The following is a 25118-nucleotide window of genomic DNA, read 5'->3' as shown; positions in this document are numbered from 1 at the left end:
CAAACTGGGCTGAGTTTTGCTCAGCGATTTTTACAGCGTGGTCAGCGCGGCTTCTTGTATGATCTGTTTATCAACCTTCGAGGGTGGGGGTAGCGATTATGCGGATTCCCGTGCCATTAAATGCTCTACGCGCTTTTGAGGCGACGGCGCGGCATCTTTCAATCAAGGAAGCGGCCATGGAGCTTTCGGTCACTCCTTCGGCAGTCAGTCACCAACTGCGCATACTGGAGGAGTTGTTTGGCGTCGTGCTTCTGCGCCGAACAGGAACGCGTCTTGAGCTTACCGACGCGGGACACAAGCTAACACCTTACCTGCAACAAGGCTTTACGCAGATTGCCAAGGGGGTTGACTCACTTCGCCAAAAGCGCCGTGACGGGCCGCTACGTCTCAACATGTTGCCTACTTTTGCAACCAACTGGCTGTCGCCACGGTTAAGCCTGTATCCCTTCGAGCGGCGTGGATTCTCGCTTGAGATATCCACTACGCAGGATGAGGTAGACCTTGCCGCGGGGGTGGCCGATGTGGGCATCTGGTACGGCAACGGGCATTGGCCGGAATTACAGGCCGATCTCCTCTTTGAAGCAACCATCGACCTTTATGCCCGTCCAGGCTTTGCTACCGGCTCCCATCGCGATCGCCTTGACCGTGTCAGCCAGGCCAATCTGTTTGTCTCCCGCCACTGCCTGACATGGCAACGCTGGATGGAGAGCCTTCCCGACGGCCCCTTCAAACCCGCTGTGGTCACGCAGGTGGATTCCGGCGGATTAACCCTGCAGGCCGCCGCCGATGGGGTGGGTGTATCGATAGTGGTCTGCGAGCTGGCCGATAGCGCCGTGCGATTGGGGCGGCTAACGTCGGTATTCGAACATCCAGTCAACGCAGACGTTGGTTTCTGGTTAGTCTACCCAGATGCACTGCGCGAGGATCGCCGTTTGGATAATTTGCGTAGTTGGCTGCGCGAGCAGCCAACATAGCCAGATACTTGCGCATTATTTATCGCTTACTTAACGACGCTTCTCCCCCACGATGCGTGACGGTGTTCGCCAGACCAACAGCGCCCCCAACAGGAATAATCCGGATGCGGCCCACATGGCAATGGGAAGGCTAGTGCCATCGACGATACGCCCACCCAACATGGCACCCAAACCAATCGACATATTGAAGGTAAACGCCATCAACGCTGTGGCGGCTTCGGTGTTGGGTGCTGTGCGTATAATCCAAGTTTGAATGCTGACTGATACGCTGCCAAACACCGCGCCCCACACCATGAGTAGCATGACGCCGCTACTCGGTTGAACCCCCAGCAGAGGGAAGACAGCCACTACGATGAGCAGCAGGCTGGGAATCGCCAGCACCGCGCGGTAGGGATGCCGCCCGGCGAACATGCCCGCCGCGATATTACCCACAATGCCCGCCGCCCCGTAAAGCAGCAGCAGACTGCTCACATGGCGCTGGGAAATACCGCTGATCTCTTGCAGGATGGGGCTAATAAAGGTGTAGGCGGCAAAGTGGCCAACCACTACAAAGGCGGTGGTTAACACCGCGACTCGCACACCGCGATTGCTAAACTGCTGCGCCAATACCCGCAAACGCACAGGTTCTCGCGGTGGTAGCGGCGGTAGCCAAAACCACAGCGCAGCTGCCGTTAACAGGCTTAGCCCTCCCAGCGCCCCAAAGGCGACCCGCCAGTTGCTTAGATCCCCCAGCAGCGTGCCCAGTGGCACACCCAGCACCGAGGCCGCCGCGACACCACCAAAAATCATCGTCATCGCTTTTGGCACCTGAGCCTCTGGCACTAGGCGTGGGGCAATGCTGCCCGCCACCGCCCAAAAGCCACCAATACTAAGCCCCACAAGCACGCGGGCGGCAAGCAACAGGATAAAGCTGCTGGCCAATGCCGATAGCACACTCCCGGCCACCATTACGGCCATCAATGCCGTGAGCATAATGCGCCTGTCCAAGCGCCCCACCGCTACCGGCAACAAAGGAGCTGAAAAGGCAGCGACCACGCCGGGCACGGTGACCATTAAGCCTGCCATGCCAGGGGTAACGCCCATGCTCGATGCCACTTGAGAAAGCAACCCAATCGGCAGTTGCTCTGCGGTCACCAGTAAAAAAATGCCGATCATCACGGCCACCACCGCCCACCAACGCGGCGCTTGTTGCTGCTCCATCTGCTGCTCCCTGACTGTCTAAATCCCGGCGAACCAAGCGATACCTAACCACAAAACACTATCTAGCAAAAACAGTACCCAGCAAAAACAACGCCCCCGCAGCCAGAGGCTACGAGGGCGGTCTCAGAAACCTAGCTAGCGATTTAAATCGCCGCTTCAGTTTCCGCTGCTTCCGCGGTAAAAGCGGCTTTCTCTTCTTCGCTGATCTCTTTCATCGACAGCTTCACGCGGTTGCGGTTGTCGATATCCAGCACCTTAACGACCACGTCATCGCCTTCGTTCAAGAAGTCGCGCACGTTGTTAACCCGCTCGGCAACGATTTGCGAGATGTGAACCAGGCCATCGGTGCCGGGCATGATGTTAACGAACGCACCGAAGTCAGCAATACGCACGACCTTGCCATGATATAGCTTGCCGATTTCCGCTTCAGCGGTAATCGCCAGTACGGTGTCGATGGCGCGCTTGGCGGCGGCTTTATCTTCCGCGTAAATACGCACGGTGCCATCGTCGTCGAGATCAATAGAGGCGCCGGTGTCTTCGCAGATTTTGCGAATGGTTGCGCCACCTTTACCGATAACGTCACGGATCTTGTCCGGATCGATTTTGATCGTTGCCATGGACGGCGCGTTGTCGGAGACATCGCTACGGCTCTGGCTGATCACGACATTCATTTGCTCGAGAATACTCAGTCGCGCGGTCAGTGCTTGCTGCAGCGCGAGCTCCATAATCTCTTCGTTGATGCCTTCGATCTTGATGTCCATCTGCAGGGCGGTGACGCCCTCTTCGGAACCGGCAACTTTAAAGTCCATATCGCCGAGGTGATCTTCGTCACCCAGGATATCAGTCAATACCGCAAAACCGTCCGGGTCTTTTACCAAGCCCATGGCAATACCGGCGACCGGTGCTTTTAACGGCACGCCTGCGTCCATCAGGGCCAGCGAAGAGCCACATACAGAGGCCATGGAGCTGGAGCCGTTAGACTCGGTAATTTCAGACACCACACGAATGGTGTAGGGGAAGACGTCTTCTGACGGCAGCATTGCCTGCACACCACGACGCGCTAAGCGGCCATGGCCGATTTCGCGACGCTTCGGGCCACCCATGAAGCCAGCTTCACCCACCGAGTAGGGAGGGAAGTTGTAGTGCAGCATAAAGCGGTCTTTACGCTCACCTTCCAGTGATTCGATTAGCTGTGAATCACGCAGCGTGCCCAGTGTTGCTACGGCAATCGCCTGGGTCTCACCACGCGTAAAGATGGCAGAACCGTGAGCTTTCGGCAGCACACCGACTTCAATCGCCAGCGGACGAACGGTTTGATTGTCACGACCGTCAATACGCGGCTCACCTTTTACCACCCGTGAACGCACAACGCGTTTTTCCAGGCTAGCAAAGGCACCTTTGACGTCATCTTTACTGAACTTGTCGTTAACCGGTTCGCCTTCATCGGCTGCCAGTTGTTCAATCGCCTGGTCTTTCAACTCAGCCAATGCATCCTGGCGCTGCATTTTGTCGGTGATGCGGTAAGCATCGCCCACTTTCGCTTCAAACGCATCGGCCATGGCGGCTTTGAGCGCCTGGTTCTCTTCGGCGGCCTGCCACTCCCAGCGCGGCTTGCCCGCTTCAGCAACCAGTTCGTTAATGGCACTGATCGCGACCTGCATTTCCTGGTGACCGAACAGAACGGCTCCCAGCATTTCGTCTTCGAGCAGTTCTTTGGCTTCCGACTCAACCATCAGCACGGCTTTTTCAGTACCGGCGACGACCATGTCGAGCTCAGAGGTGGCCAGTTCTTCAACCGTTGGGTTGAGGAAGTAGCCTTTCTCTTCGTTAAAACCAACCCGGGCTGCGCCAATCGGGCCACTAAACGGCACGCCAGAGATACTCAGCGCCGCGGAGGTGCCAAGCAGTGCGGCGATATCCGGATCGTGGTTACGGTCGGTGGAGAGAACGGTACAGACGACCTGCACTTCGTTCATAAAGCCTTTAGGGAACAGCGGACGGATTGGGCGATCAATCAGACGCGAGGTCAGCGTCTCTTTTTCAGTGGGACGCCCTTCGCGCTTGAAGAAGCCGCCAGGAATCTTGCCCACTGCGTAGGTCTTCTCTTGGTAGTGTACCGAGAGAGGGAAAAAGGGTTGGCTCGGGTTTGCCTCTTTGCGAGCGACAACGGTACACAGCACGACGGTGTCATCCATGGTAACCATGACAGCGCCGGTAGCTTGGCGAGCAATACGCCCGGTTTCGAGCGTGACGGTGCTACGACCGTACTGGAACGTTTTCTTTACCGGATTCACAGCGACTTCCTTCAGCATTATCAATATCTACTTGTCTATTCGTTTAGGTCGTTTTGACTCGTTACCATTCTAGGCGCTGGAGCGCGATAGGGCTACCAGTTCCCTACTTGCCGTAAACACGAAACATAAAAAAACGGGCAGCTCACAAGGAGCTGCCCGTTTCTAATCGTTGCCGTTAACGCTTAACGACGCAGACCCAGACGCTGAATCAGGGACTGATAGCGTTCGAAATCTTTACGCTTTAGGTAGTCCAGCAACTTACGACGCTGGTTAACCATGCGGATCAGACCACGACGAGAGTGGTGATCCTGTTTGTTGGTCTTGAAGTGATCCTGCAGGCCATTGATGTTGGCGCTCAGCAGTGCAACCTGCACTTCAGGGGAACCGGTATCGTTATCGCCGCGGCCGTATTCAGTGACGATCTCGGCCTTCTTCTCAGCGGTTAAAGCCATCTGTCTCTCCAGTAAGCAATATGCCTAAAAATGAATGGGTGAGACCACGCATATTTGCAGTCTCAAGCTACTATTTTCTACGTACACGTTTCGACGTGCACGTCGGATCTTGCAATTTTCACGTAGACGGTCGCCTCCTTGCAACGCTGTTTACGAGATAGCGACAGTACTTAACAGTCGCTTAGGTGCCACTTCCTGAGCACCTTTCACTACGCCAAGGCCGATAAACGTCTCGGCGTAATAAAGTCGGGCTACTTCGTCCGCGGCTAATGCGCCGGTTTCGAGAGCAGCGGGCTGACCATGAGCCAAACGAGAATGGGCGGTGTCGTCTACCTTCAGTAACGGTAAATGGTCCACCAACACATCCACGGGCATGAGCTCAGCTTCCAGTGCCGCTTGGCCGGCCAATGCTTCCAAGGCCTCTAGCGTCCACATCGCGTCGGCTAAAAAAGGCCCCGTTTTGAGCCTTCTTAGTTGACTGATGTGTGCACCACAGCCAAGCGCTTGGCCAATATCTTCGGCTAACGTGCGGATGTAAGTGCCTTTACTGCAGCTTACTTCCAGCTCAAAAGCAGTGCCTTCAAACGATAGCAGGCGCGCATCATACACGCTTACGCGCCGGGCTGCACGCTCTACCTGCTTGCCTTCCCGGGCCAGCTCGTAAAGTTTTTTGCCCTGATGCTTGAGAGCCGAATACATCGGCGGCACTTGGTCAATCTCACCGCGAAAACGGGTGAGCACAGCTTCCACGTCATCGACGCTTAGGCTGGGAACCTCATGCTGCTCAATAATCGTGCCTTCCGCATCGCCGGTATCGGTGATCACCCCTAGCTCTACCCGGGTGCGATACACCTTGTCGGCTTCCAGCAAGTGCGATGAAAACTTGGTCGCTTCGCCTAGGCAAATCGGCAATAAGCCGGTTGCCATCGGGTCTAGCGTGCCGGTGTGCCCGGCTTTTTGAGCCTGGAACAGCCGACGTACACGCTGCAGCGCATGGTTGCTGGAAACGCCCTTGGGCTTATCCAGCAGCAGTACGCCATTAACGGGCAAACCTCGACGTTGACGCGCCACTAGCGAGTTTCCTCACTTTGCTGGGCGTCGCCGTCTGGGTCACTGTCTTGGCCAGCGTCTTGATAATCGTCATCATCGTTTTGATAGCGTGCACGATCCGTCGTCACCGCTTCATCAATCAATGAAGAAAGCTGCTGACCGCGCACCACGCTCTCATCGAAATGAAAACGCAGCTCCGGTACGTGACGTAGCTTGATGCGCTTGGCAATCTGGCTTCTTAGAAAACCAGCAGCACGCTTAAGCACCTGCAGATTCTCTTTAATACGCTCGGGCTCTTGCTCACCCAACAGAGTGACGTAGACGTCAGAGTAGCCAAGGTCACGGCTAACGGTGACACCGCTAACCGTGACCATGCCCAAACGCGGGTCTTTCACTTCTCGTTGGATCAGCACCGCCAGCTCCTTTTGGAGCTGGTCGGCTACCCGGTCGGTACGCTTAAATTCGCGCATGTTTAGCTCCTCGCAACCTTACAGGCTACGCTCGACCTTCACTTGGTCGAAGACTTCGATCTTATCGCCGACTTGGACATCGTTGTAGTTCTTCACGCCGATACCACACTCCATGCCGTTGCGCACTTCCTGCACATCGTCTTTGAAGCGGCGCAGCGATTCGAGCTCGCCTTCGTAGATCACCACGTCATCACGCAACACGCGGATCTTCTTATTACGATGCACGCTGCCTTCAACCACCATACAGCCGGCGATGGCACCAATCTTCGGCGCACGGAAGACATCACGCACTTCGGCAATACCGACGATTTCTTCTTTCCACTCAGGTGCGAGCATACCGCTCATCGCCTGTTTGACCTCGTCGATCAGCTGGTAAATAACGCTGTAGTAACGCAGATCCAAGCCTTCGCGCTCAACGATCTCGCGGGCAGCGGCGTCAGCACGGACGTTAAAGCCGACTACGATGGCTTCCGACGCAAGCGCCAGGTTGGCATCGGTACCGGTGATACCACCGACACCCGAAGAGACCACGGCGACTTCAACTTCACCGGTGGAGAGCTCTTCCAGGGCGCCTTTGATCGCTTCCAGAGAACCTTGAACGTCGGCTTTGAGGACGATGTTGACCTTGGCCACTTCGTCTTGGCCCATCTGGCTGAACATGTTCTCCAGCTTGGCCTTCTGCTGACGCGCCAGGCGCACTTCGCGGTATTTGCCTTGACGGAAGTTAGCCACTTCGCGGGCTTTCTTCTCGTCTGCAACGACCATAAAGTCATCACCGGCATCCGGCGTGCCGCCCAAGCCTTGAATCTCTACCGGCATGGCCGGGCCAACCGCATCGACTTGCTGGGCAAGTTCGTTGGTCAGCGCACGTACACGACCGTAGTGCAGGCCAGCCAGGACGATATCGCCCTTTTTCAGCGTACCGTTCTGAACCAGTACGGTAGCGACTGGACCACGACCTTTATCAAGGCGCGATTCAACCACCACGCCTTTACCCGGCGCAGAAGGAACGGCTTTAAGCTCAAGCACTTCAGAGACCAGTTGGATTGCTTCCAACAGTTCTTCAATACCTTCACCGGTCTTGGCGGAAACGTGAACAAACTGAGTATCACCGCCCCACTCTTCGGAGATCACGCCGTGCTGCGAAAGCTCATTCTTAATGCGATCAAGATCGATACCATCTTTATCGATCTTGTTGACCGCTACCACCATGGGCACTTCAGCGGCTTTGGAGTGTTCAATCGCCTCAATCGTCTGAGGCATCACGCCATCGTCGGCAGCCACAACCAGAATAACCACATCTGTCGCCTTGGCACCACGGGCACGCATGGCGGTAAACGCCGCGTGGCCTGGGGTATCCAGGAAGGTCACGCCACCGTGGTTATCTTCCACGTGGTAGGCACCGATATGCTGGGTAATACCACCGGCTTCACCGGTCGCCACTTTCGCTTTACGGATGTAATCCAGCAGCGAGGTTTTACCGTGGTCAACGTGGCCCATCACCGTAACAACGGGTGAACGCGTGATCTCTTCGCCTTCATAGGAGATGCCTTCGAGCATTTCCGTTTCCAGCGCGTCATCTTTAACCAGCTTCGGTGTATGGCCCATCTCTTCCACCACGATCGCAGCCGTATCCTGATCGATGGTTTGGTTGATGGTAACCGCCGCGCCCATGTTAAACATGGCCTTGATCACTTCATTGGCCTTGATCGACATCTTATCGGCCAATTCTGCCACGCTGATCGATTCAGGGATCGATACTTCACGCACGATCGGCTGAGTCGGCTTCTGGAAAGCGTGCTTGCCATTGCCGGTCTGGTTGCCACCACGGCGACCACCGCGACGCTGTTCGGCACGTTTTACCTTCTTACCGCCGCCGCGCTTGCGCTCTTCGCGATCACCACGATCTTCATCGTCACGGCGACCTTTGTTCTTCGCCGCCGTCTTCTTGGGCGGAGCGGTACGACGGTCAGTGCGGCCCTCTTTCGGCGGCGCTGGCGGCATATCGTCACCGGACGGCGTATCGTCGATTTCAAGATTCGGCACAGGAATGTCTGGCGTAGCCGGTGCTTTGGCTGCCGCAGGCGCTTTCGGCTTGGCTTCAGACTCTTTATTGCTACGCGCCGTGTTACTTTGCGCCGTCGCTTCAGCTTCTTTATTGCTACGCGCGGTGGCTTCCGCTACCTGTGCAGCGCGGGCTTTCTTAGCAGCAGCTTTTTCTTCGGCTTCACGCGCATCAGACACTTTGCGCTCAGCTTCGGCTTCCGCCATATCGCCCACTAGCTGGCGCGGGCCAGTATAGCTAGGCTCCGGCGCTTTCGGCTTCTCATCTTCAGCGCTTTTGACGTAGGTCTTTTTCTTACGTACCTGCACTTCAATGGTTTTGCCGCGCTCGCCGGTATTGATACGGCTACGGGTTTTGCGCGTCAGCGTGATGCGGTTTTTGCCCGCTTCAGGGGTGTCGCTACCGCCGTGGCTCTTCTTCAAGAAACTCAGTAGCTTCTGCTTATCTTCTTCAGACACAGCATCGCTTTCAGAAGCGTGCTTCAAACCCGCTTCTTTCATTTGCTCTAGTAGGCGAGGCACATCACGGCCCACCTTTCCTGCGAAATCTTTAACTGTCATATCTGACATATTGACCCTCCTCAGCCCGTGACCTGTTTACTGTGTGTTCGAATCCGATGCGTCATCGACTTCAAACCAGGGCGCACGGGCAGTCATGATCAGTGCCGCTGCGCGCGCTTCGTCCAACTCCTCGATATCGACCAGATCGTCGACAGACTGCTCGGCGAGATCTTCCATGGTAACGATGCCGCGACTGGCCAGAATGAAGGCCAGGTGGCGCGCCATGCCATCCATCTCCAGCAGATCTGCTGCTGGCTGGGCACCGTCTAGCGCTTCTTCCGTGGCAATTGCCATCGTCAGCAGCTCGTCTTTCGCACGTGCACGAAGCGCTTCGACTAAATCTTCATCGAACTCTTCGATTTCGAGCATCTCTTCCATCGGCACGTAGGCGACTTCTTCCAGGGTAGTGAACCCCTCATCCACCAACAGGCGAGCGACATCTTCATCCACATCGAGGTGCTGGATAAAAGAGTCCACCAGGCTATCAATCTCTTGATCGCGCTTAGACTCCGCTTCCTCTTCGGTCATGACATTAATGCGCCAGCCGGTAAGTTCAGAAGCCAAACGCACGTTCTGACCGCTCCGGCCAATCGCCTGAGCAAGGTTATCCTGCGCCACGGCCACGTCCATTGCGTGGGCGTCCTCGTCCACAAGGATAGACCCAACATCGGCAGGTGCCATGGCGTTAATCACCAATTGGGCGGGATTGTCATCCCACAGCACGATATCAACGCGTTCGTTTTGCAGCTCCGAAGAGACCGCCTGAACGCGCGAACCGCGCATACCCACACAGGCACCGACCGGGTCGATGCGGCGATCATTGGTTTTTACCGCAATTTTGGCCCGTGAACCGGGGTCACGCGCAGCACCTTTGATCTCAATCAACTGCTCTGCAATCTCTGGCACTTCAATTTTGAACAGCTCGATGATCAGCTCGGGACACGTCCGCGATAGCTGAAGCTGGGCACCGCGTGCATCGGGATCCACTTTGACCAACAGGGCGCGCACCCGCTCGTTCATGCGGTAACGCTCGCCGTGAATCATTTCATTGCGCGGCAAAAACGCCTCAGCGTTTTCGCCCAAATCAATGATAAGGCCATCACGTGTGGTCTTTTTAACGATGCCCGCAACCAGTTCACCTTCGCGATCGGCATATTGGCGCACGACTTCAGCCCGCTCGGCTTCGCGTACTTTCTGTACGATCACCTGTTTGGCGGTTTGTGCAGCAATACGGCCAAACGACGCATTTTCGATGCTTTTTTCGACCACATCGCCTAATTTCAGCGGCGGATCGCGCTGCTCGGCGATGCTCTCTTTAATTTCATAATCTGGCGTTTCGAATTCGTCATCTTCCACAACGGTCCAGGTGCGGAAGGTTTCGTATTCACCAGTGCGGCGGTCAATATGCACGCGCACATTGGCTTCTTCTCTTTCAAAACGCTTGCGTGACGCACTCGCAAGAGCGGCTTCTACCGCCTCGAAGATGACATCACGTGGGACGCCCTTCTCATTGGAGATCGCGTCAACGACCATTAAAATTTCTTTACTCATGCGTATGCCTCGCCAGAAAACCTATCCTTATGTGCATCACCCCGGCAGCCTGCCGGCAGCGCCGCCACCCGGTCAATCGTCGAACTGCGGTACAATGTGTGCAGAATCAATACTCTCAATTGGAAAGCAGTACTCTTCGCCATCCAGTTGTAGCAGTACTTCATCCCCCTCAACACCGACCAAAAGCCCTTGATACTTGCGCCGCCCGTCAAAGGCAGTGCGCAATTTCAGCGCGACGTGATGACCTTGAAAGCGGGTAAACTGATCCAGGGAATACAAGGGACGTGCCATGCCTGGCGAGGAGACTTCCAACCGGTACTCACCGGGAATGGGGTCTTCTACATCCATAACGGCACTGACTTGGCGGCTAATATCTGCGCAGTCTTCCACGCTGACACCACTCTCGCGCTCGATATAGATCACCAGCCGCGAATTTTTGCCCTGGGAAAGATGGTCGATGCCCCATAGCTCAAAGCCCATGGCAGCAACAACAGGTTCGATCAGCGCGTGAAGCGCAGCGTGTTTAGTGGCCACAGACAAAGCTCCTATAGCCGTTGCATCAGGCACCTGGCCAGGAGTTATTAGAAAAGCTAGGTGGCTGATTGGCGTTACTCGGGAATGTGTCTCCGGTTTTCCGGACGACATCCGCTATTAAGATATTCGTGCTAACGATATTCTGGCTAACAAAGCGGGGGGCGCCAATAAAACAGCGACCAGGCGCGCTTGCTAGCCAAAAGCTGCTAACAAAAAGCCCCTTCACTGGAAGGGGCTTTTTGAAAGAAACCTTGTGTACCATTTCTTAAGTACTACTTCCAGTACCGTCTTAGCAACATGTAACAGGCTGTACCTGAAATGACCGTTATTTCCAATACGTCTTAAAAATAACAATCTAGAACATGCTACTAGAAAATGGTAGCGGGGACCGGATTTGAACCGATGACCTTCGGGTTATGAGCCCGACGAGCTACCAGACTGCTCCACCCCGCATCAATCTAGGTCGACGATAATAGACACTAAAGCCACTTACGTCAAGAACTACTTGCTTCAAGAACCACTTACTTAAAGCTGTCTTTTTCGCCTCAGGTGCCAATGGGCATTCTGGTAACAAAAGAAACTTTCTGGGAAGCTGGCGTGCCAGCAAAACAGATGGTGCCGAAGGCGGGACTTGAACCCGCACGACCATACGGTCACTACCCCCTCAAGATAGCGTGTCTACCAATTCCACCACTTCGGCATCAGGGGAGGCTAAAGAAACGTTATCTGTCTAAACAACGAGACTACTTACTCGCTGCTTTCCTCTAGCACTGGCGCGGTATTATCCACGTCCGCAGGCCTGTCGTCAAGCGTCGGGACGCTTTGCTGCTGCTCGATCAAGCGTGAATCGGGAATACCTGCTTCCGGTGCCTGGCCCGCCTGGGTGGCAAAGTAAGCTAGCGTCATTGAGGTGACGAAGAAACCCGCCGCCAAAATAGCCGTTGTGCGCGACAGGAAGTTACCACTACCCCGCGAACCGAATACCGTTTGTGATGCACCGCCCCCGAAAGCTGCACCGGCTTCGGCACCTTTACCCTGCTGAAGCAGAATGAGTACCACCAGGGCGACCGCAATCACCACATGAATCATAAGAATTGCAACTTGCATGGCGTTATCCTGCTGACTGACAAATGGCATAAAAATCATCGATCTTGAGTGAGGCTCCGCCCACTAGACCGCCGTCGATATCTGGCTGAGCAAGCAGCTCAGCCGCATTGCTTGCGTTCATACTGCCGCCGTAAAGCAAACGCAGTTGCTCGGCGAGGCCCTTATCGAAACCCGCCTGGTAGGCACGGATGCCTGCCATAACGTCCTGGGCTTGCTCAGGCGTTGCCGTGCGCCCAGTGCCAATGGCCCAAACAGGCTCATAGGCAATCACGACCTGCTTACGCTGGTCGGGCTCTAAACGGGACATTACATAGCCCACTTGACGAAGCACCACATCCATCGTGCGCCCTGCGTCGCGCTCCTCCAGGGACTCACCCACACAGAGGATCGGCGTGATATCCACGCTCAATGCTGCTAGCAGGCGTGCAAAGATCTGTTCATCGCTCTCTTTGTAGAGCTGACGTCGTTCAGAGTGCCCCACCAATACGTAAGAGACCGCAAACTCTTTTAGCATGCGGCCACTTACTTCGCCGGTATGCGCCCCAGAGTGAATAGGGTTCAACGTTTGCGCGCCCAATGAAAGCACCGTACCTTCAAACGCGTGGCGCGCCGCATCCAAATAGGGGAACGGCGGAATGATAACGACATCCACGCTCGTTGGCGATACGGCGGCGGAGAAGGCCTGGCCGAACTCATTGATCAACGCCACGGAACCGTTCATTTTCCAGTTACCGGCGATTAAAGGCGTACGCATCGACTCTCCTCACTCAAGGTGGAGCGAAATGGTATAGGAGCGGCCTTGTCAAGACAACCGCTGTTATAGCCACAAGCTGGGTTTACCAAACCAGTTTACTGAACCGGTTAGCTGAACACATTTAATTAAGTAGCGCCTGAACCTGATCGGCCAAGCTATGCGCCAATTGATCGACGTCTAAATGGGCGCGTCCTTCCACCATTACTCGAATAAGCGGCTCAGTACCTGAGGGACGTAGCAACACTCGCCCCTCATCGCCTAACTCATGCTCTAACGCAGCCACTGCCTGCTGAAGCGGTGCAGATGCCATCACCTCTTTGGCGCTGGCATGAGCGGGCAAACGTACATTAACCAGCGCTTGGGGCACTTTCTCCAACTCTTTTAACAGTGTCGGGAGGCTTTTTTGCTCGCGCATCATCAGCGCCAATACCTGCAACGCGGAGACAATGCCGTCGCCGGTGGTCTGCACGTGGGCGCACACAATATGCCCCGACGACTCACCGCCCAGCTCCCAACCATTGGCGGCCATACGCTCCATCACAAAGCGGTCACCCACCTTTGCGCGCTCAAAGGGGATTCCCAGCTTATCCAGCGCCATCGACAGGCCAAAGTTTGACATCAGGGTGCCCACCACGCCGCCTTGAAGCAAGCCACGCTCGTGGCGATCTCGGGCAATCAGATAGAGAATATCGTCGCCGTCGACTTCCCGCCCGTCGCCATCTACCAGCAGCACGCGGTCGCCATCGCCATCAAAGGCGATCCCCAAATCAGCATTTTGCTGAATCACGGAAGCACGCAGAGCCGCGGGGTGCGTTGAGCCCACCTGCTGATTAATGTTTAACCCGTCAGGCGCAGAGCCAATGGTGGTGACATCAGCCCCCAGCTCGCGGAACACATTGGGCGCGATATGGTATGTGGCACCGTGAGCACAATCCAAGACGATTTTAAGGCCGTGCAGGCTAAGCCGGTCAGGCAAGGTCGATTTACAAAACTCGATATAACGGCCTGCAGCGTCGTCGATGCGCGTTGCCTTACCCAACTGCGCGGCCTCGGCCGTGGTCAGCGGCGCTTCCAGCATCGCTTCGATACGATCTTCCGTGTCATCGGGAAGCTTCTTACCCTCAGCGGAGAAGAACTTGATGCCGTTATCATCAAACGGATTATGCGATGCCGAAATGACGATGCCTGCATCGGCACGAAATGTGCGCGTTAAATAGGCAATACCCGGCGTGGGCATTGGCCCCAGCAGTGATACATCGACACCCGCTGCAGAGAGCCCCGCCTCTAGGGCGGATTCGAACATATAGCCGGAGATCCGGGTATCTTTGCCGATCAGTACCCGCGTTCGACCTTTATCACGGCGCAGCACCTGACCCGCCGCCCAGCCCAACTTGAGCATAAAATCAGCGGTAATCGGTGATTTACCCACCGTGCCGCGAATACCATCCGTCCCAAAATAGCGCCTTGTCATGCGTCAAACTCCTTATTTAGCGGCGGCTCGCAGCCTTCTTGTAGTACCGCCCACGCCATATTGACTGCATCGACCGTTGCAGCTACGTCATGCACGCGCAAAATATTTGCCCCACGCTCAACCGCCATGGCAGCAAGCGCCAGACCACCGGAGAGACGCTCCTCCACTGGTCGACCCAACACTTTACCAATCATGCTCTTGCGCGACATACCCACCAGCACTGGAAGCTCCAGCGATTGCAGAGACTCCATGTATTTGAGTAAGCGTAGATTGTGTTCGACGGTTTTGCCGAAGCCAAAACCAGGGTCGATCAGTAGACGGTTGCGGCGTAGCCCTGCAGCCTCGCATTCAGCAATCCGACGGGCCAAATAATCCGCCACCTCTTCCTCGACCGGGCGCTGATACGCGGGTGACTGCTGCATATCCTGCGGCTCGCCCTGGCGATGCATCAGGCAGACGGGCAACCCGCTACCCACCGCAGCCAGCAGGGCTCCCTCGCGCTCTAAGGCGCGCACATCATTAATCATACCAGCGCCCAGCTCGCTCGCCTCGCGTATAACCGTCGGGCAACTGGTATCCACCGACACCAACGCATCCAGCTCGCGCACCAGGACCTCCACCACCGGCGCCACCCGGTCTAGCTCTTCCTGGGGGCTGACAGGGATAGCCCCAGGGCGGGTCGATTCGCCGCCCACATCTATCATCGCCGCCCCTTCGGCCAGCATCCGCTCAGCGTGGCGCAAAGCGTCATCCAATGCCACGTGCTGGCCACCGTCAGAAAAAGAGTCCGGGGTCACATTAAGAATACCCATTACCCTGGGAAAGGAGAGATCCAACAGATGGCGCCCGCAACGCAGTTGGAGAGCATTTTCTGCGTTTCGTGAAGAGGACGTGTCCAGAATTGATTTCATGCTGCAGCCTGATCAAGAAATGAAACATTGCTGTTATGTATACAGCATATCAAAAAAGGCGCCCCATGACGGGGCGCCTTTGGCTCATACGGCAGTGCTGGCTTATGAGCCTGCAGGGCCACCTAGCGGGTCTGAGGGACGGCGACGCGGCCCGTCGTCATCTTCTTCACTGTCACCACCGGACGCATCGCCTCCAGAAGCGTTTGAAGAAGCATCGTCTTCAGCCTTCGCTTGCGGCTTGTCATCGTTGACAGGCGTACCGCCACCGGATGAGTCACCGTCATCCCAACCTTCCGGCGGGCGCGGCTCACGACCTTCCATGATGTCCTTCAACTGCGTGGCATCAATGGTCTCGTACTTCATCAAGGCCTCGGCCATGGCGTCCAGCTTATCGCGATTATCGGTCAGGATTTGGCGTGCCTGCTCGTAGCAACCGTCGATGATTTTGCGGACTTCCTTATCAAGGCGCGTGGTGGTGTCACCAGACTTCATCTTGCCACCACCCTGACCCGGGCCACCGAGGAACTGATGCGACTCATCCTCGTCGTACATGATCGGGCCCATTTCGTCCGACAAGCCCCACTTGGCAACCATGTTATGGGCCAGCTCAGTAGCACGCTTGATGTCGTTTGAGGCGCCGGTCGTTACACCATTCGGGCCTAACGTCATTTCTTCGGCAATACGGCCACCAAACAGCGAGCAGATCTGCCCCAGAATTTGCTGACGGGAGAGGCTGTAGCGATCCTCTTCCGGCAGGAACATGGTGACACCCAGCGCACGGCCACGGGGAATAATCGTTACCTTATAGACCGGATCATGGGAAGGCACGACCAGACCGATAATGGCGTGACCCGACTCATGGTAAGCGGTATTGAGCTTCTCTTTGTCGGTCATGACCATCGATTTGCGCTCAGCGCCCATCATGATCTTGTCCTTCGCGAGTTCAAGCTCTTCCATGCTGACCAGGCGCTTATTACGGCGCGCGGCAAACAGAGCGGCTTCGTTGACCAGGTTGGCCAAATCCGCACCAGAGAAACCAGGCGTACCACGTGCGATCAGCTGCGGTTTTACGTCATCACCCAGCGGCACTTTACGTAGGTGAACGCCCAGAATATGCTCACGGCCACGGATATCCGGCAAGCCGACCGTTACCTGACGGTCAAAGCGGCCTGGGCGCATTAACGCAGGGTCAAGTACGTCAGGACGGTTGGTCGCAGCAATAACGATGATGCCTTCGTTGGCTTCAAAGCCATCCATCTCGACCAGAAGTTGATTCAACGTCTGCTCGCGCTCGTCGTTACCGCCACCCATACCGGTGCCACGTGAACGGCCCACGGCGTCAATCTCATCGATAAAGATAATGCACGGCGCCTGCTTTTTGGCCTGCTCGAACATGTCGCGCACACGCGATGCACCGACACCGACAAACATTTCAACGAAGTCAGAACCCGAAATAGAGAAGAACGGCACTTTGGCTTCGCCCGCAATGGACTTCGCCAGCAGCGTTTTACCGGTACCCGGGGGCCCTACCATCAGCACGCCGCGGGGAATCATACCGCCCAGGCGCTGGAATTTGGTTGGGTCACGCAGGAAGTCGACCAGCTCTTCTACTTCTTCCTTGGCTTCATCACAGCCTGCCACATCGGCAAAGGTGGTTTTGATCTGATCTTGAGAGAGCAGTTTGGCCTTCGATTTACCAAAGCTCATCGGGCCGCCTTTACCGCCACCGGCTCCGCCCTGCATTTGGCGCATGAAGAACATAAAGATGCCCAAAATCAGCAGAATCGGGAAGCTGGCGATCAGTAGCCGAGTCCAGATACTTTGCTGCTCTGGCTCTTTGCCCACCACCGTCACATTGTTGCTCAACAGGTCGTCCATCAGCTTTGGATCTTCCGCCGCTGGGCGGATGGTCTGGAACTGAGTGCCGTCCGTGCGCTCACCGCTGATGGTGTAACCATCAATCGTTACGCTACGTACCTGCTGATTTTGCACCTGCTGCACAAACTGGGAATAGTTTGTGTTTTGCGGTGCGCTTTCCGTACTGAAATTATTGAACACTGTCAGTAGGACGGCCGCGATGACCAACCACAGAATCAGGTTCTTCGCCATATCATTCAAGGGGCTACCCTCATTACAAGAATCCGTCAGTTAAACCCTGGTGCTTCATAAAGTCTTTTACCAATAAGCTTAGTAATACGACATTACATCAGCATCAAGCGTTCAACCATTGCCAAAGCGTCTTATGCCTCGGGCCATCTGTGTCACGCGCACTTATGGCGACTAATGTGACACACGTTGCGCTTGCCTGTCTGGCAATCGCGCTGATAAATCTTGGCTATGAACCACACGGGCAGCCTCTCATGTTAAGGAGAGTCACCCGCGAAACCCTTCGGCCAGAAAATAGACTTCACGGGAACGCGCCCGGGAGGCGTCTGGCTTACGGGTTACTACCTTGTTAAAGCTGCCGCGCAATTCTTTCAAATAGGCGTCAAACCCTTCCCCCTGGAATACTTTAGCTAAAAACCGGCCACCAGGTGACAACGTTTCGCGGGCAAGTTCTAACGCTAGCTCCACTAAATACATCGCCTGGGGCTGATCAATCGCCGCCATACCACTCATATTGGGGGCCATATCCGACATCACAAGGTCTACACGGCGATTATCCAGGCATTTTAGTATCGCCTCCAGCACCGCCTCTTCAGTGAAATCACCTTGGATAAAATCCACCCCGGCCAGTGCATCCATCTCCAGAATATCAGAGGCAATCACCACACCTTCAGGCCCTACCCTTTCCGCTGCAATTTGACTCCACCCGCCGGGGGCGGCGCCCAGATCAATCACCGTCATACCGGGACGCAGCAGTTTATCTTTTTCATCCAACTCAATCAGCTTATAGCTGGCACGGGAACGGTAGCCATCTTGCCAGCTCTGCTTCACGTACTGGTCGTCAAAATGCTCCTTCTTCCAGTTATTGCTGGTCTTGCTAACGGAATGTTTTCGGTTCGGGGGCTTTTGCTGCATGTGGGAATCTAACACTGGAATAAGAGATGGGCGCATTCACGCGATCACTTTCACTCGGTGACGTTTCACCGTAAGATGGAGCGTTAAGCGCTAACCGGGATACCGCAAGATACCATGAGCTTGTCACAGGCACAAAAGAAAGCATTTCGTAGCATTGGCCACCATCTTAACCCAGTGGTCACCGTTTCTGAGAACGGCGTCTCCGAAAATTTGCTCGCAGAACTCAACCGCGCACTCACTGATCACGAACTGATCAAAGTGAAACTTGCCCTTCCTGAGAGGGATGATCGTGCTGCCATGATAGCCGAACTGATCGCCAACAGCCGTGCCGACTTGGTGCAAACCATTGGCAAAATGGCGCTGCTCTATCGCAGAAATCCGCAGGTGAACCCGAAGCTTTCTAACGTTACCCGCTTTGAGAACCACCACGGCCGCCATTAAGCGTTAAATTCAACGCGTGCAATAGAGTGTCGCCGTACGAAAGCGCCCCTTCAACCGACTCCAGAGTCAATCGAAGGGGCGTTTTTTGTCATACGTGTTCGACGCTACCTACTTCGTACTCCACGTCACCGCCAGGTGTTTTGACCACCACGACATCACCCTCTTCTTTGCCGATCAGGGCACGGGCAATCGGTGAAGTAACCGAGATACGGCCAGACTTAATGTCCGCCTCATCTTCGCCGACGATACGGTAAGTGACTTCCGCATCAGTATCCAGATTCATTAGCGATACGGTAACGCCGAAAATCACTTTGCCGGTTTTGGGCAGCTTGGTGACATCAATCACTTGAGCGACGGAGAGCTTACTTTCGATCTCCTGAATCCGCCCTTCGATAAACCCTTGCTGCTCGCGAGCGGCGTGATACTCGGCGTTCTCTTTAAGATCACCGTGTTCACGTGCTTCGGCGATGGCCGCGATCACCTGCGGACGAGCTTCGCTTTTAAGGTGGTCGAGCTCTTCACGAAGGCTTCTTTCTCCCGCAACTGTCATCGGGACCTTGTTCATTGACTTGCTCCTGCATGCAGATCCTGAAGGCGCCGCACCGTAATCTCCCTACCGTACTCAAGCGCCATGCAAACAGCATTAGCGCCCGCCAAGGTGGTCGCATAGGGCACCTTGCGCGAGAGAGCAGTACGGCGAATGACCGAAGAGTCGTTAATAGCCTGACGACCTTCAGTAGTGTTCACAATGTAGGCGATTTCGTCGTTCTTAAGCAGATCGACAATATGGGGACGGCCTTCGTAGACTTTATTGACGTGTTCCACGGCAAGCCCGGCAGCTTCCAAAGCAGCCGCTGTTCCCCGTGTAGCACATAGCGTAAAGCCTAATGCTAACAGAGAACGCCCCACTTCGATAATCCCCGCCTTGTCCGGTTCGCGCACGGAAAGGAATGCCTTACGCTCACCGGTAAGCCCAGGAATGGCCTCACCTGCCCCCAGTTGCGCCTTGAAGAAGGCTTCTGCAAAGGTGTCGCCAGAGCCCATCACTTCACCGGTGGACTTCATTTCCGGCGAGAGAATCGGGTCGACACCGGGGAATTTATTGAACGGGAAGACCGCCTCTTTAACACTATAGAAGTGCGGTACGATTTCCTGCTCAAAGCCCTGCTCAGCCAGGGTTTTACCGGCCATGCAGCGCGCTGCGATCTGCGCCAGCGAGGTGCCAATGCACTTGGACACAAAGGGCACCGTACGCGAAGCGCGGGGATTCACCTCGATCACATAGATCTCGCCATCCTGCCAGGCCAACTGCACGTTCATTAAGCCTTTAACGCCCAGCTCAACCGCCATCTGCTTCACCTGATGGCGCATCTCGTCCTGCACATCCGCAGGCAGCGAGTAAGGCGGCAGCGCGCAGGCAGAGTCGCCGGAGTGAACGCCCGCTTGCTCTACGTGCTGCATGATGCCGCCGATCACCACCTGCTGGCCATCCGACACCGCATCGATATCGATCTCGATTGCAGCACTCAGGAAGTGATCCAACAGTACCGGGGAGTCGTTTGAGACCTTCACCGCGTGGGTCATGTAATTTTCAAGCTCGGAGGCATCGTAGACGATCTCCATGGCCCGACCACCCAGCACGTAGCTCGGGCGCACCACCAACGGGTAGCCAATCGCTTCGGCTTTATCGAAGGCTTCCGCAAAGCTGCGCGCCGTGGCATTGGGCGGCTGCTTCAGGCCCAGCTTGTCGATCATCACCTGGAAGCGTTCACGGTCTTCTGCGCGGTCGATAGCATCCGGCGTGGTACCAATGATCGGCACACCGGCAGCTTCTAGCTCACGGGCCAGTTTCAGCGGCGTCTGACCACCGAACTGAACGATCACACCCACCGGCTTCTCTTTGTCGGCGATTTCCAGCACGTCTTCCAGCGTTACCGGCTCGAAGTAGAGACGATCAGAGGTGTCGTAATCGGTCGAGACGGTTTCCGGGTTGCAGTTGACCATGATGGTTTCATAGCCGTCATCGCGCATGGCGAAGGCGGCGTGAACGCAGCAGTAATCGAACTCGATACCCTGGCCAATACGGTTAGGGCCACCGCCCAGCACCATGATCTTCTGACGGTCAGAAACATCCGCCTCGCACTCCTCTTCGTATGTGGAGTACATATAGGCAGTATCAGAGGCAAACTCCGCGGCACAGGTATCGACACGCTTATAAACCGGGCGAATGCCGGCGGCCTGGCGGGTTTGACGGAACTCTTTTTCGCTGACATTCAGCAATTTGGCCAGGCGTGCATCGCCGAAACCTTTGCGCTTGAGCTGATAGAGCTCACGGGCAGAGAAGTCAGCCAGCGTACGTTTGGCGACGGCGTTTTCAGTCAGCACCAAATCTTCCAACTGCACCAGGAACCAAGGGTCGATATTGGTCAGGGCAAAGACGTCATCGACGCTCATGCCGGAACGCATGGCGTCTGCCACGTAGAAAATACGCTCTGCGCCGGCGGCCTGCAGCTCGCCCTGGATAATTGCCATGTTGTCCGGCGTGAAATCGGTAATGATCGGATCAAGACCATCGTTACCAGTTTCCAGGCCACGCAGGGCTTTCTGCAGCGACTCCTGGAAGGTGCGACCAATCGCCATCACCTCACCCACTGACTTCATCTGGGTGGTCAGGCGGTCGTTGGCCTGGGGGAATTTCTCGAAGGTGAAGCGCGGAATTTTGGTGACCACGTAATCGATAGACGGCTCGAACGATGCCGGCGTTTGACCACCGGTAATATCGTTCTGCAGCTCGTCCAGGGTATAGCCAATCGCCAATTTCGCGGCGATTTTAGCAATCGGGAAACCGGTCGCCTTTGAGGCCAGCGCTGAAGAGCGTGACACCCGCGGGTTCATCTCGATAACTACCAAACGGCCGGTTTTGGGATCCATACCAAACTGGACGTTAGAGCCACCGGTCTCTACGCCAATCTCGCGCAGTACCGCGAGGCTGGCGTCACGCATGATCTGATACTCTTTATCGGTCAGCGTTTGCGCCGGCGCCACGGTGATGGAGTCGCCGGTGTGCACGCCCATGGGGTCGAAGTTCTCAATCGCGCAGACGATGATGCAGTTGTCGTTTTTATCACGCACAACTTCCATCTCGTACTCTTTCCACCCCAGCAGCGACTCATCGATGAGTAGCTCGTGGTTGTTGGAGAGCTCGAAACCGCGGGTACAGATTTCTTCGAACTCTTCCTTGTTGTACGCCACGCCGCCGCCAGAGCCGCCCATGGTGTAGGAAGGACGAATAATGGTCGGAAAACCCAGTTCAGCCTGAATCTCCCAGGCTTCATCCATGGTGTGGGCGACTTTCGCTTTCGGGCACTCCAAGCCAATGCGCTTCATGGCCTGATCGAACAGATCGCGGTCTTCGGCCATGTTAATCGCATCGGCGTTGGCACCGATCATCTCCACGCCGAACTTCTCCAGCACGCCATGCTTTTCAAGCTCGAGGGCGCAATTCAGCGCCGTCTGACCACCCATGGTCGGCAGAATGGCATCAGGGCGCTCGGCTTCGATGATCTTCTCCACCGCCTGCCAGGTAATTGGCTCGATGTAGGTGGCATCGGCCATGGCCGGGTCAGTCATGATGGTGGCGGGGTTGGAGTTAACCAAAATAACCCGGTAACCCTCCTCGCGCAGCGCTTTACACGCCTGGGCGCCGGAGTAGTCGAATTCGCAGGCCTGGCCGATCACAATCGGGCCAGCGCCAATGATCAAGATACTGTTGATGTCGGTACGCTTAGGCATAACGGTTCCCGCAAAAAATGGTGACGATGAGCGACAAAAGACGGCAATACGGTGATGCTAGGGACGCGTTAACGGCGTGCCTGCATCATAGCCACGAAGCGATCAAACAGCGGCGCCACATCACGCGGACCGGGGCTCGCTTCCGGGTGGCCTTGAAAGCTGAACGCCGGTCGGTCGGTAAGCTCGATTCCCTGCAAGGTGCCGTCGAACAGCGAACGGTGCGTGGCGCGCACGTTAGCGGGTAGGGTCGCTTCATCCGCCGCAAAGCCGTGGTTCTGGCTGGTGATCATCACAGTGCCACTATCCAGATCCTGCACCGGGTGGTTGGCACCGTGGTGGCCGTGGCTCATTTTGACCGTCTTCGCCCCGGCGGCGAGCGCCAGCAGTTGGTGGCCCAGGCAGATACCAAACACCGGAATATTGGTTTCCAGCACGTCCTGAATTGCCTTGATGGCGTAATCGCAGGGCTCCGGGTCACCAGGGCCGTTGGCTAAAAACACGCCATCCGGATTCATCGCCAGCACCTCAGCAGCAGGCGTTTGCGCGGGCACGACTGTCAAGCGGCAGCCGCGAGCGGCCAGCATGCGCAGGATGTTGAATTTCACACCGTAGTCGTACGCCACCACATGGTAGGGGCGCTCGCTTTTGGAAGCATCAGCGTAGCCTTCACCCAACGTCCACTCACCTTCCGACCACTCGTAGGCTTGTTTACACGACACCTCTTTGGCCAGATCCATCCCCTTCAGGCCAGGGAAAGCCTTGGCGGCTTCCAGCGCCCGTGTGACCGCATCATCGCCCTCAGCATCTACCCCGGCCAGAATCGCCCCGTTCTGCGCACCTTTATCACGCAAAATGCGCGTTAGGCGGCGGGTATCGATATCGGCAATACCCAGCACGTTCTGGCTTTTCAGGTAGTCCGACAGCGACTGCTCAGAGCGGAAGCTGCTGGCCATTAGCGGTAAATCGCGAATCACCAAACCTGCTGCGGCAATAGAAGCTGACTCAATGTCTTCAGCGTTAATGCCAGTATTGCCGATATGGGGATAGGTGAGGGTAACGATTTGGCGGGTGTAGGAAGGGTCGGTGAGGATTTCTTGATAGCCGGTCATGGCCGTATTGAACACCACCTCACCGCTTGTTAATCCGTCCGCGCCAATGGCAATGCCGTGGAACACGCTGCCATCTTCCAGGGCCAATATTGCGGGTTTGCTCAATGCGGGGTTATTCAAAACAAGATCCTCCCATGCTGGTGGGAGCCTGTGGGGCGCAGGCTCAGCAATTTCTTGATTATCCGCGACGTAACACTATCGCTAATAAAAACTATCACTAGTAAAACTGGGGTCGTAAAAAAGCGGGACGAAGCCGATAAAAAGAATCGGTTTCATCCCGCTTGTTGTTCGATGCCTTTCTGATTTGCTTAGCCTCTAGCGTTACGCTTAACAGCAGCACCGCTTTATAGCAGCAAACCCTGAGGAGGCAGGCTTTGGGTTGACCAACGCAACAAGCGCGCCGTTTAAGATTTCCAGGCCACCCGGCCAAAATTTTTGAAATGTTACAGGAATTCTTGGTCGAAGACTACCCCTTGATGACAGGACTGTTCTAGCGCCCTGCTCAAGCAGTGACAGGCAATCCCTTACTCTAGCCCCAATACATCCTGCATGTCGTAACGGCCGCTCTCTTTACCAGCGACCCAGCGCGCCGCGCGAACCGCACCTTTGGCAAAGGTCATCCGGCTGGAGGCCTTGTGAGTGATTTCGATGCGCTCACCTTCGGTAGCAAACATTACCGTGTGTTCACCCACGATATCGCCCGCACGCACGGTGGCAAAGCCGATCTCTTTGTCGGTGCGTGGGCCGCACTGCCCGACTCGCTCAAACACGCCGTGCTCTTTAAGGTTACGCCCCAGGCTGTCGGCAATTACTTCGCCCATTTTGATCGCGGTGCCGGAAGGCGCATCAACCTTATGGCGGTGGTGAGACTCGATCACTTCAATATCGTAGCCTTCATCGCCCAGCGCTTTGGCAGCGGTTTCGAGCAGTTTCAGGGTCAAATTAACCCCGACGCTCATATTGGGCGCGAACACCATGGCTACCTTGTCGCGGTAGCTATCGAGCTGAGCCAACTCATCATCGCTCATGCCAGTAGTACCAATCACGATACGTTTGCCGTGCTCTGCGCAGAACGCCAGATTACCAAGCGTGACCTGAGGGGCCGTGAAGTCGATCAACACATCAAAATCATCGGCAATCGACGTGAGCGAATCGACCGCGACAACGCCGCGCTTCCCGACACCTGCAAGCTCGCCAATATCAGCGCCCGCCAAGGAGCTGCCTGGCTCCACGATCCCGCCAGCTAGCGTCGCCTCAGCATCTTGCTCTACAGCATTTACCAACGTACGGCCCATGCGGCCAGCCACGCCTACAATGGCAATTCGGGTCATGCGAACTCCTGAGCTCTAGGTTTCAGTGCGT

At 55.8% G+C, this 25118-nt stretch carries 20 protein-coding genes and 2 tRNA genes; 2 read left to right on the top strand and 20 right to left on the bottom strand.

The annotated features are described in order from the left end of the window. The first annotated feature begins 98 nt into the window (after positions 1-98). Complete coding sequence (locus YERSI8AC_RS01600) at positions 99-974, top strand: LysR substrate-binding domain-containing protein (RefSeq protein WP_159175961.1); 876 nt, start codon at positions 99-101, stop codon at positions 972-974. 30 nt (positions 975-1004) lie between these two features. Here YERSI8AC_RS01600 and YERSI8AC_RS01595 read toward each other — a convergent pair whose 3' ends face one another. The 16 genes from YERSI8AC_RS01595 to rlmE form a co-directional block, all read right to left on the bottom strand. After that, positions 1005-2174: an MFS transporter gene (locus YERSI8AC_RS01595; protein WP_159175960.1), complete on the bottom strand. Its 1170-nt coding sequence runs from the start codon at positions 2172-2174 to the stop codon at positions 1005-1007. A gap of 143 nt (positions 2175-2317) precedes the next feature. Then, positions 2318-4486: a polyribonucleotide nucleotidyltransferase gene (gene pnp, locus YERSI8AC_RS01590; protein WP_022520704.1), complete on the bottom strand. Its 2169-nt coding sequence runs from the start codon at positions 4484-4486 to the stop codon at positions 2318-2320. A 164-nt stretch (positions 4487-4650) separates the two neighbouring features. Beyond that, positions 4651-4920, bottom strand: coding sequence for a 30S ribosomal protein S15 (gene rpsO / locus YERSI8AC_RS01585; RefSeq protein ID WP_007111823.1), 270 nt, complete (start codon positions 4918-4920; stop codon positions 4651-4653). A gap of 150 nt (positions 4921-5070) precedes the next feature. Next, positions 5071-5991: a tRNA pseudouridine(55) synthase TruB gene (gene truB, locus YERSI8AC_RS01580; RefSeq protein WP_159175959.1), complete on the bottom strand. Its 921-nt coding sequence runs from the start codon at positions 5989-5991 to the stop codon at positions 5071-5073. Continuing rightward, positions 5991-6440 (bottom strand): 30S ribosome-binding factor RbfA, encoded by a 450-nt coding sequence (gene rbfA, locus YERSI8AC_RS01575; protein WP_027958247.1) that lies wholly within the window; start codon positions 6438-6440, stop codon positions 5991-5993. The genes truB and rbfA overlap by 1 nt, the downstream gene beginning before the upstream one ends. Positions 6441-6458: 18 nt before the next feature. Beyond that, positions 6459-9074, bottom strand: a complete 2616-nt coding sequence (infB, locus tag YERSI8AC_RS01570) for a translation initiation factor IF-2 (RefSeq protein ID WP_159175958.1) — start codon at positions 9072-9074, stop codon at positions 6459-6461. A gap of 27 nt (positions 9075-9101) precedes the next feature. After that, positions 9102-10616 (bottom strand): transcription termination factor NusA, encoded by a 1515-nt coding sequence (gene nusA / locus YERSI8AC_RS01565; RefSeq protein WP_159175957.1) that lies wholly within the window; start codon positions 10614-10616, stop codon positions 9102-9104. 72 nt (positions 10617-10688) lie between these two features. After that, complete coding sequence (gene rimP, locus YERSI8AC_RS01560) at positions 10689-11150, bottom strand: ribosome maturation factor RimP (protein WP_022520707.1); 462 nt, start codon at positions 11148-11150, stop codon at positions 10689-10691. 376 nt (positions 11151-11526) lie between these two features. After that, positions 11527-11603 (bottom strand) — tRNA-Met (locus YERSI8AC_RS01555). 160 nt (positions 11604-11763) lie between these two features. After that, positions 11764-11850 (bottom strand) — tRNA-Leu (locus YERSI8AC_RS01550). Positions 11851-11897: 47 nt separating this feature from the next. Next, positions 11898-12257: a preprotein translocase subunit SecG gene (gene secG / locus YERSI8AC_RS01545; RefSeq protein ID WP_159175956.1), complete on the bottom strand. Its 360-nt coding sequence runs from the start codon at positions 12255-12257 to the stop codon at positions 11898-11900. Positions 12258-12261: 4 nt separating this feature from the next. Next, the gene (gene tpiA, locus YERSI8AC_RS01540; RefSeq protein WP_009287925.1) at positions 12262-13011 is read right to left on the bottom strand and encodes a triose-phosphate isomerase; all 750 of its coding nucleotides are present in this window, start codon (positions 13009-13011) and stop codon (positions 12262-12264) included. Positions 13012-13132: 121 nt separating this feature from the next. After that, positions 13133-14482 (bottom strand): phosphoglucosamine mutase, encoded by a 1350-nt coding sequence (gene glmM / locus YERSI8AC_RS01535; protein ID WP_009287924.1) that lies wholly within the window; start codon positions 14480-14482, stop codon positions 13133-13135. Next, on the bottom strand, positions 14479-15393 hold the full coding sequence (gene folP, locus YERSI8AC_RS01530; protein ID WP_009287923.1) for a dihydropteroate synthase: 915 nt from the start codon (positions 15391-15393) through the stop codon (positions 14479-14481). Before folP ends, glmM begins: the two co-directional genes overlap by 4 nt. A gap of 102 nt (positions 15394-15495) precedes the next feature. Then, entirely contained in the window at positions 15496-17511 is a 2016-nt protein-coding gene (ftsH, locus tag YERSI8AC_RS01525) for an ATP-dependent zinc metalloprotease FtsH (RefSeq protein ID WP_022520711.1), read from the bottom strand. Between the two features lie 255 nt (positions 17512-17766). Then, positions 17767-18414, bottom strand: a complete 648-nt coding sequence (rlmE, locus tag YERSI8AC_RS01520) for a 23S rRNA (uridine(2552)-2'-O)-methyltransferase RlmE (RefSeq protein ID WP_027958245.1) — start codon at positions 18412-18414, stop codon at positions 17767-17769. A gap of 114 nt (positions 18415-18528) precedes the next feature. Here rlmE and yhbY point away from each other — a divergent pair, with 114 nt between their 5' ends. Then, positions 18529-18855, top strand: coding sequence for a ribosome assembly RNA-binding protein YhbY (gene yhbY / locus YERSI8AC_RS01515; RefSeq protein ID WP_022520713.1), 327 nt, complete (start codon positions 18529-18531; stop codon positions 18853-18855). Between the two features lie 88 nt (positions 18856-18943). On the opposite strand, the gene greA is transcribed toward yhbY, so the two are convergent. From greA to dapB, 4 genes are all read right to left on the bottom strand, one after another. Beyond that, positions 18944-19420, bottom strand: a complete 477-nt coding sequence (gene greA / locus YERSI8AC_RS01510; protein ID WP_009287920.1) for a transcription elongation factor GreA — start codon at positions 19418-19420, stop codon at positions 18944-18946. Beyond that, entirely contained in the window at positions 19417-22647 is a 3231-nt protein-coding gene (carB, locus tag YERSI8AC_RS01505; protein ID WP_022520714.1) for a carbamoyl-phosphate synthase large subunit, read from the bottom strand. The genes greA and carB overlap by 4 nt, the downstream gene beginning before the upstream one ends. Before the next feature lie 68 nt (positions 22648-22715). Then, positions 22716-23861 carry a glutamine-hydrolyzing carbamoyl-phosphate synthase small subunit gene (gene carA / locus YERSI8AC_RS01500; protein ID WP_170834124.1) on the bottom strand — a complete coding sequence of 382 codons (1146 nt, stop codon included), beginning with the start codon at positions 23859-23861 and terminating at the stop codon, positions 22716-22718. 419 nt (positions 23862-24280) lie between these two features. After that, entirely contained in the window at positions 24281-25087 is an 807-nt protein-coding gene (dapB, locus tag YERSI8AC_RS01495; protein WP_159175955.1) for a 4-hydroxy-tetrahydrodipicolinate reductase, read from the bottom strand. Positions 25088-25118: the final 31 nt, after the last annotated feature.

This window comes from Halomonas sp. 113, assembly GCF_904067645.1.
Lineage (GTDB): Bacteria > Pseudomonadota > Gammaproteobacteria > Pseudomonadales > Halomonadaceae > Vreelandella > Vreelandella titanicae.
Note: the sequence above shows the minus strand (reverse complement) of the source record. Positions and strands in the feature narration are given on the sequence as shown.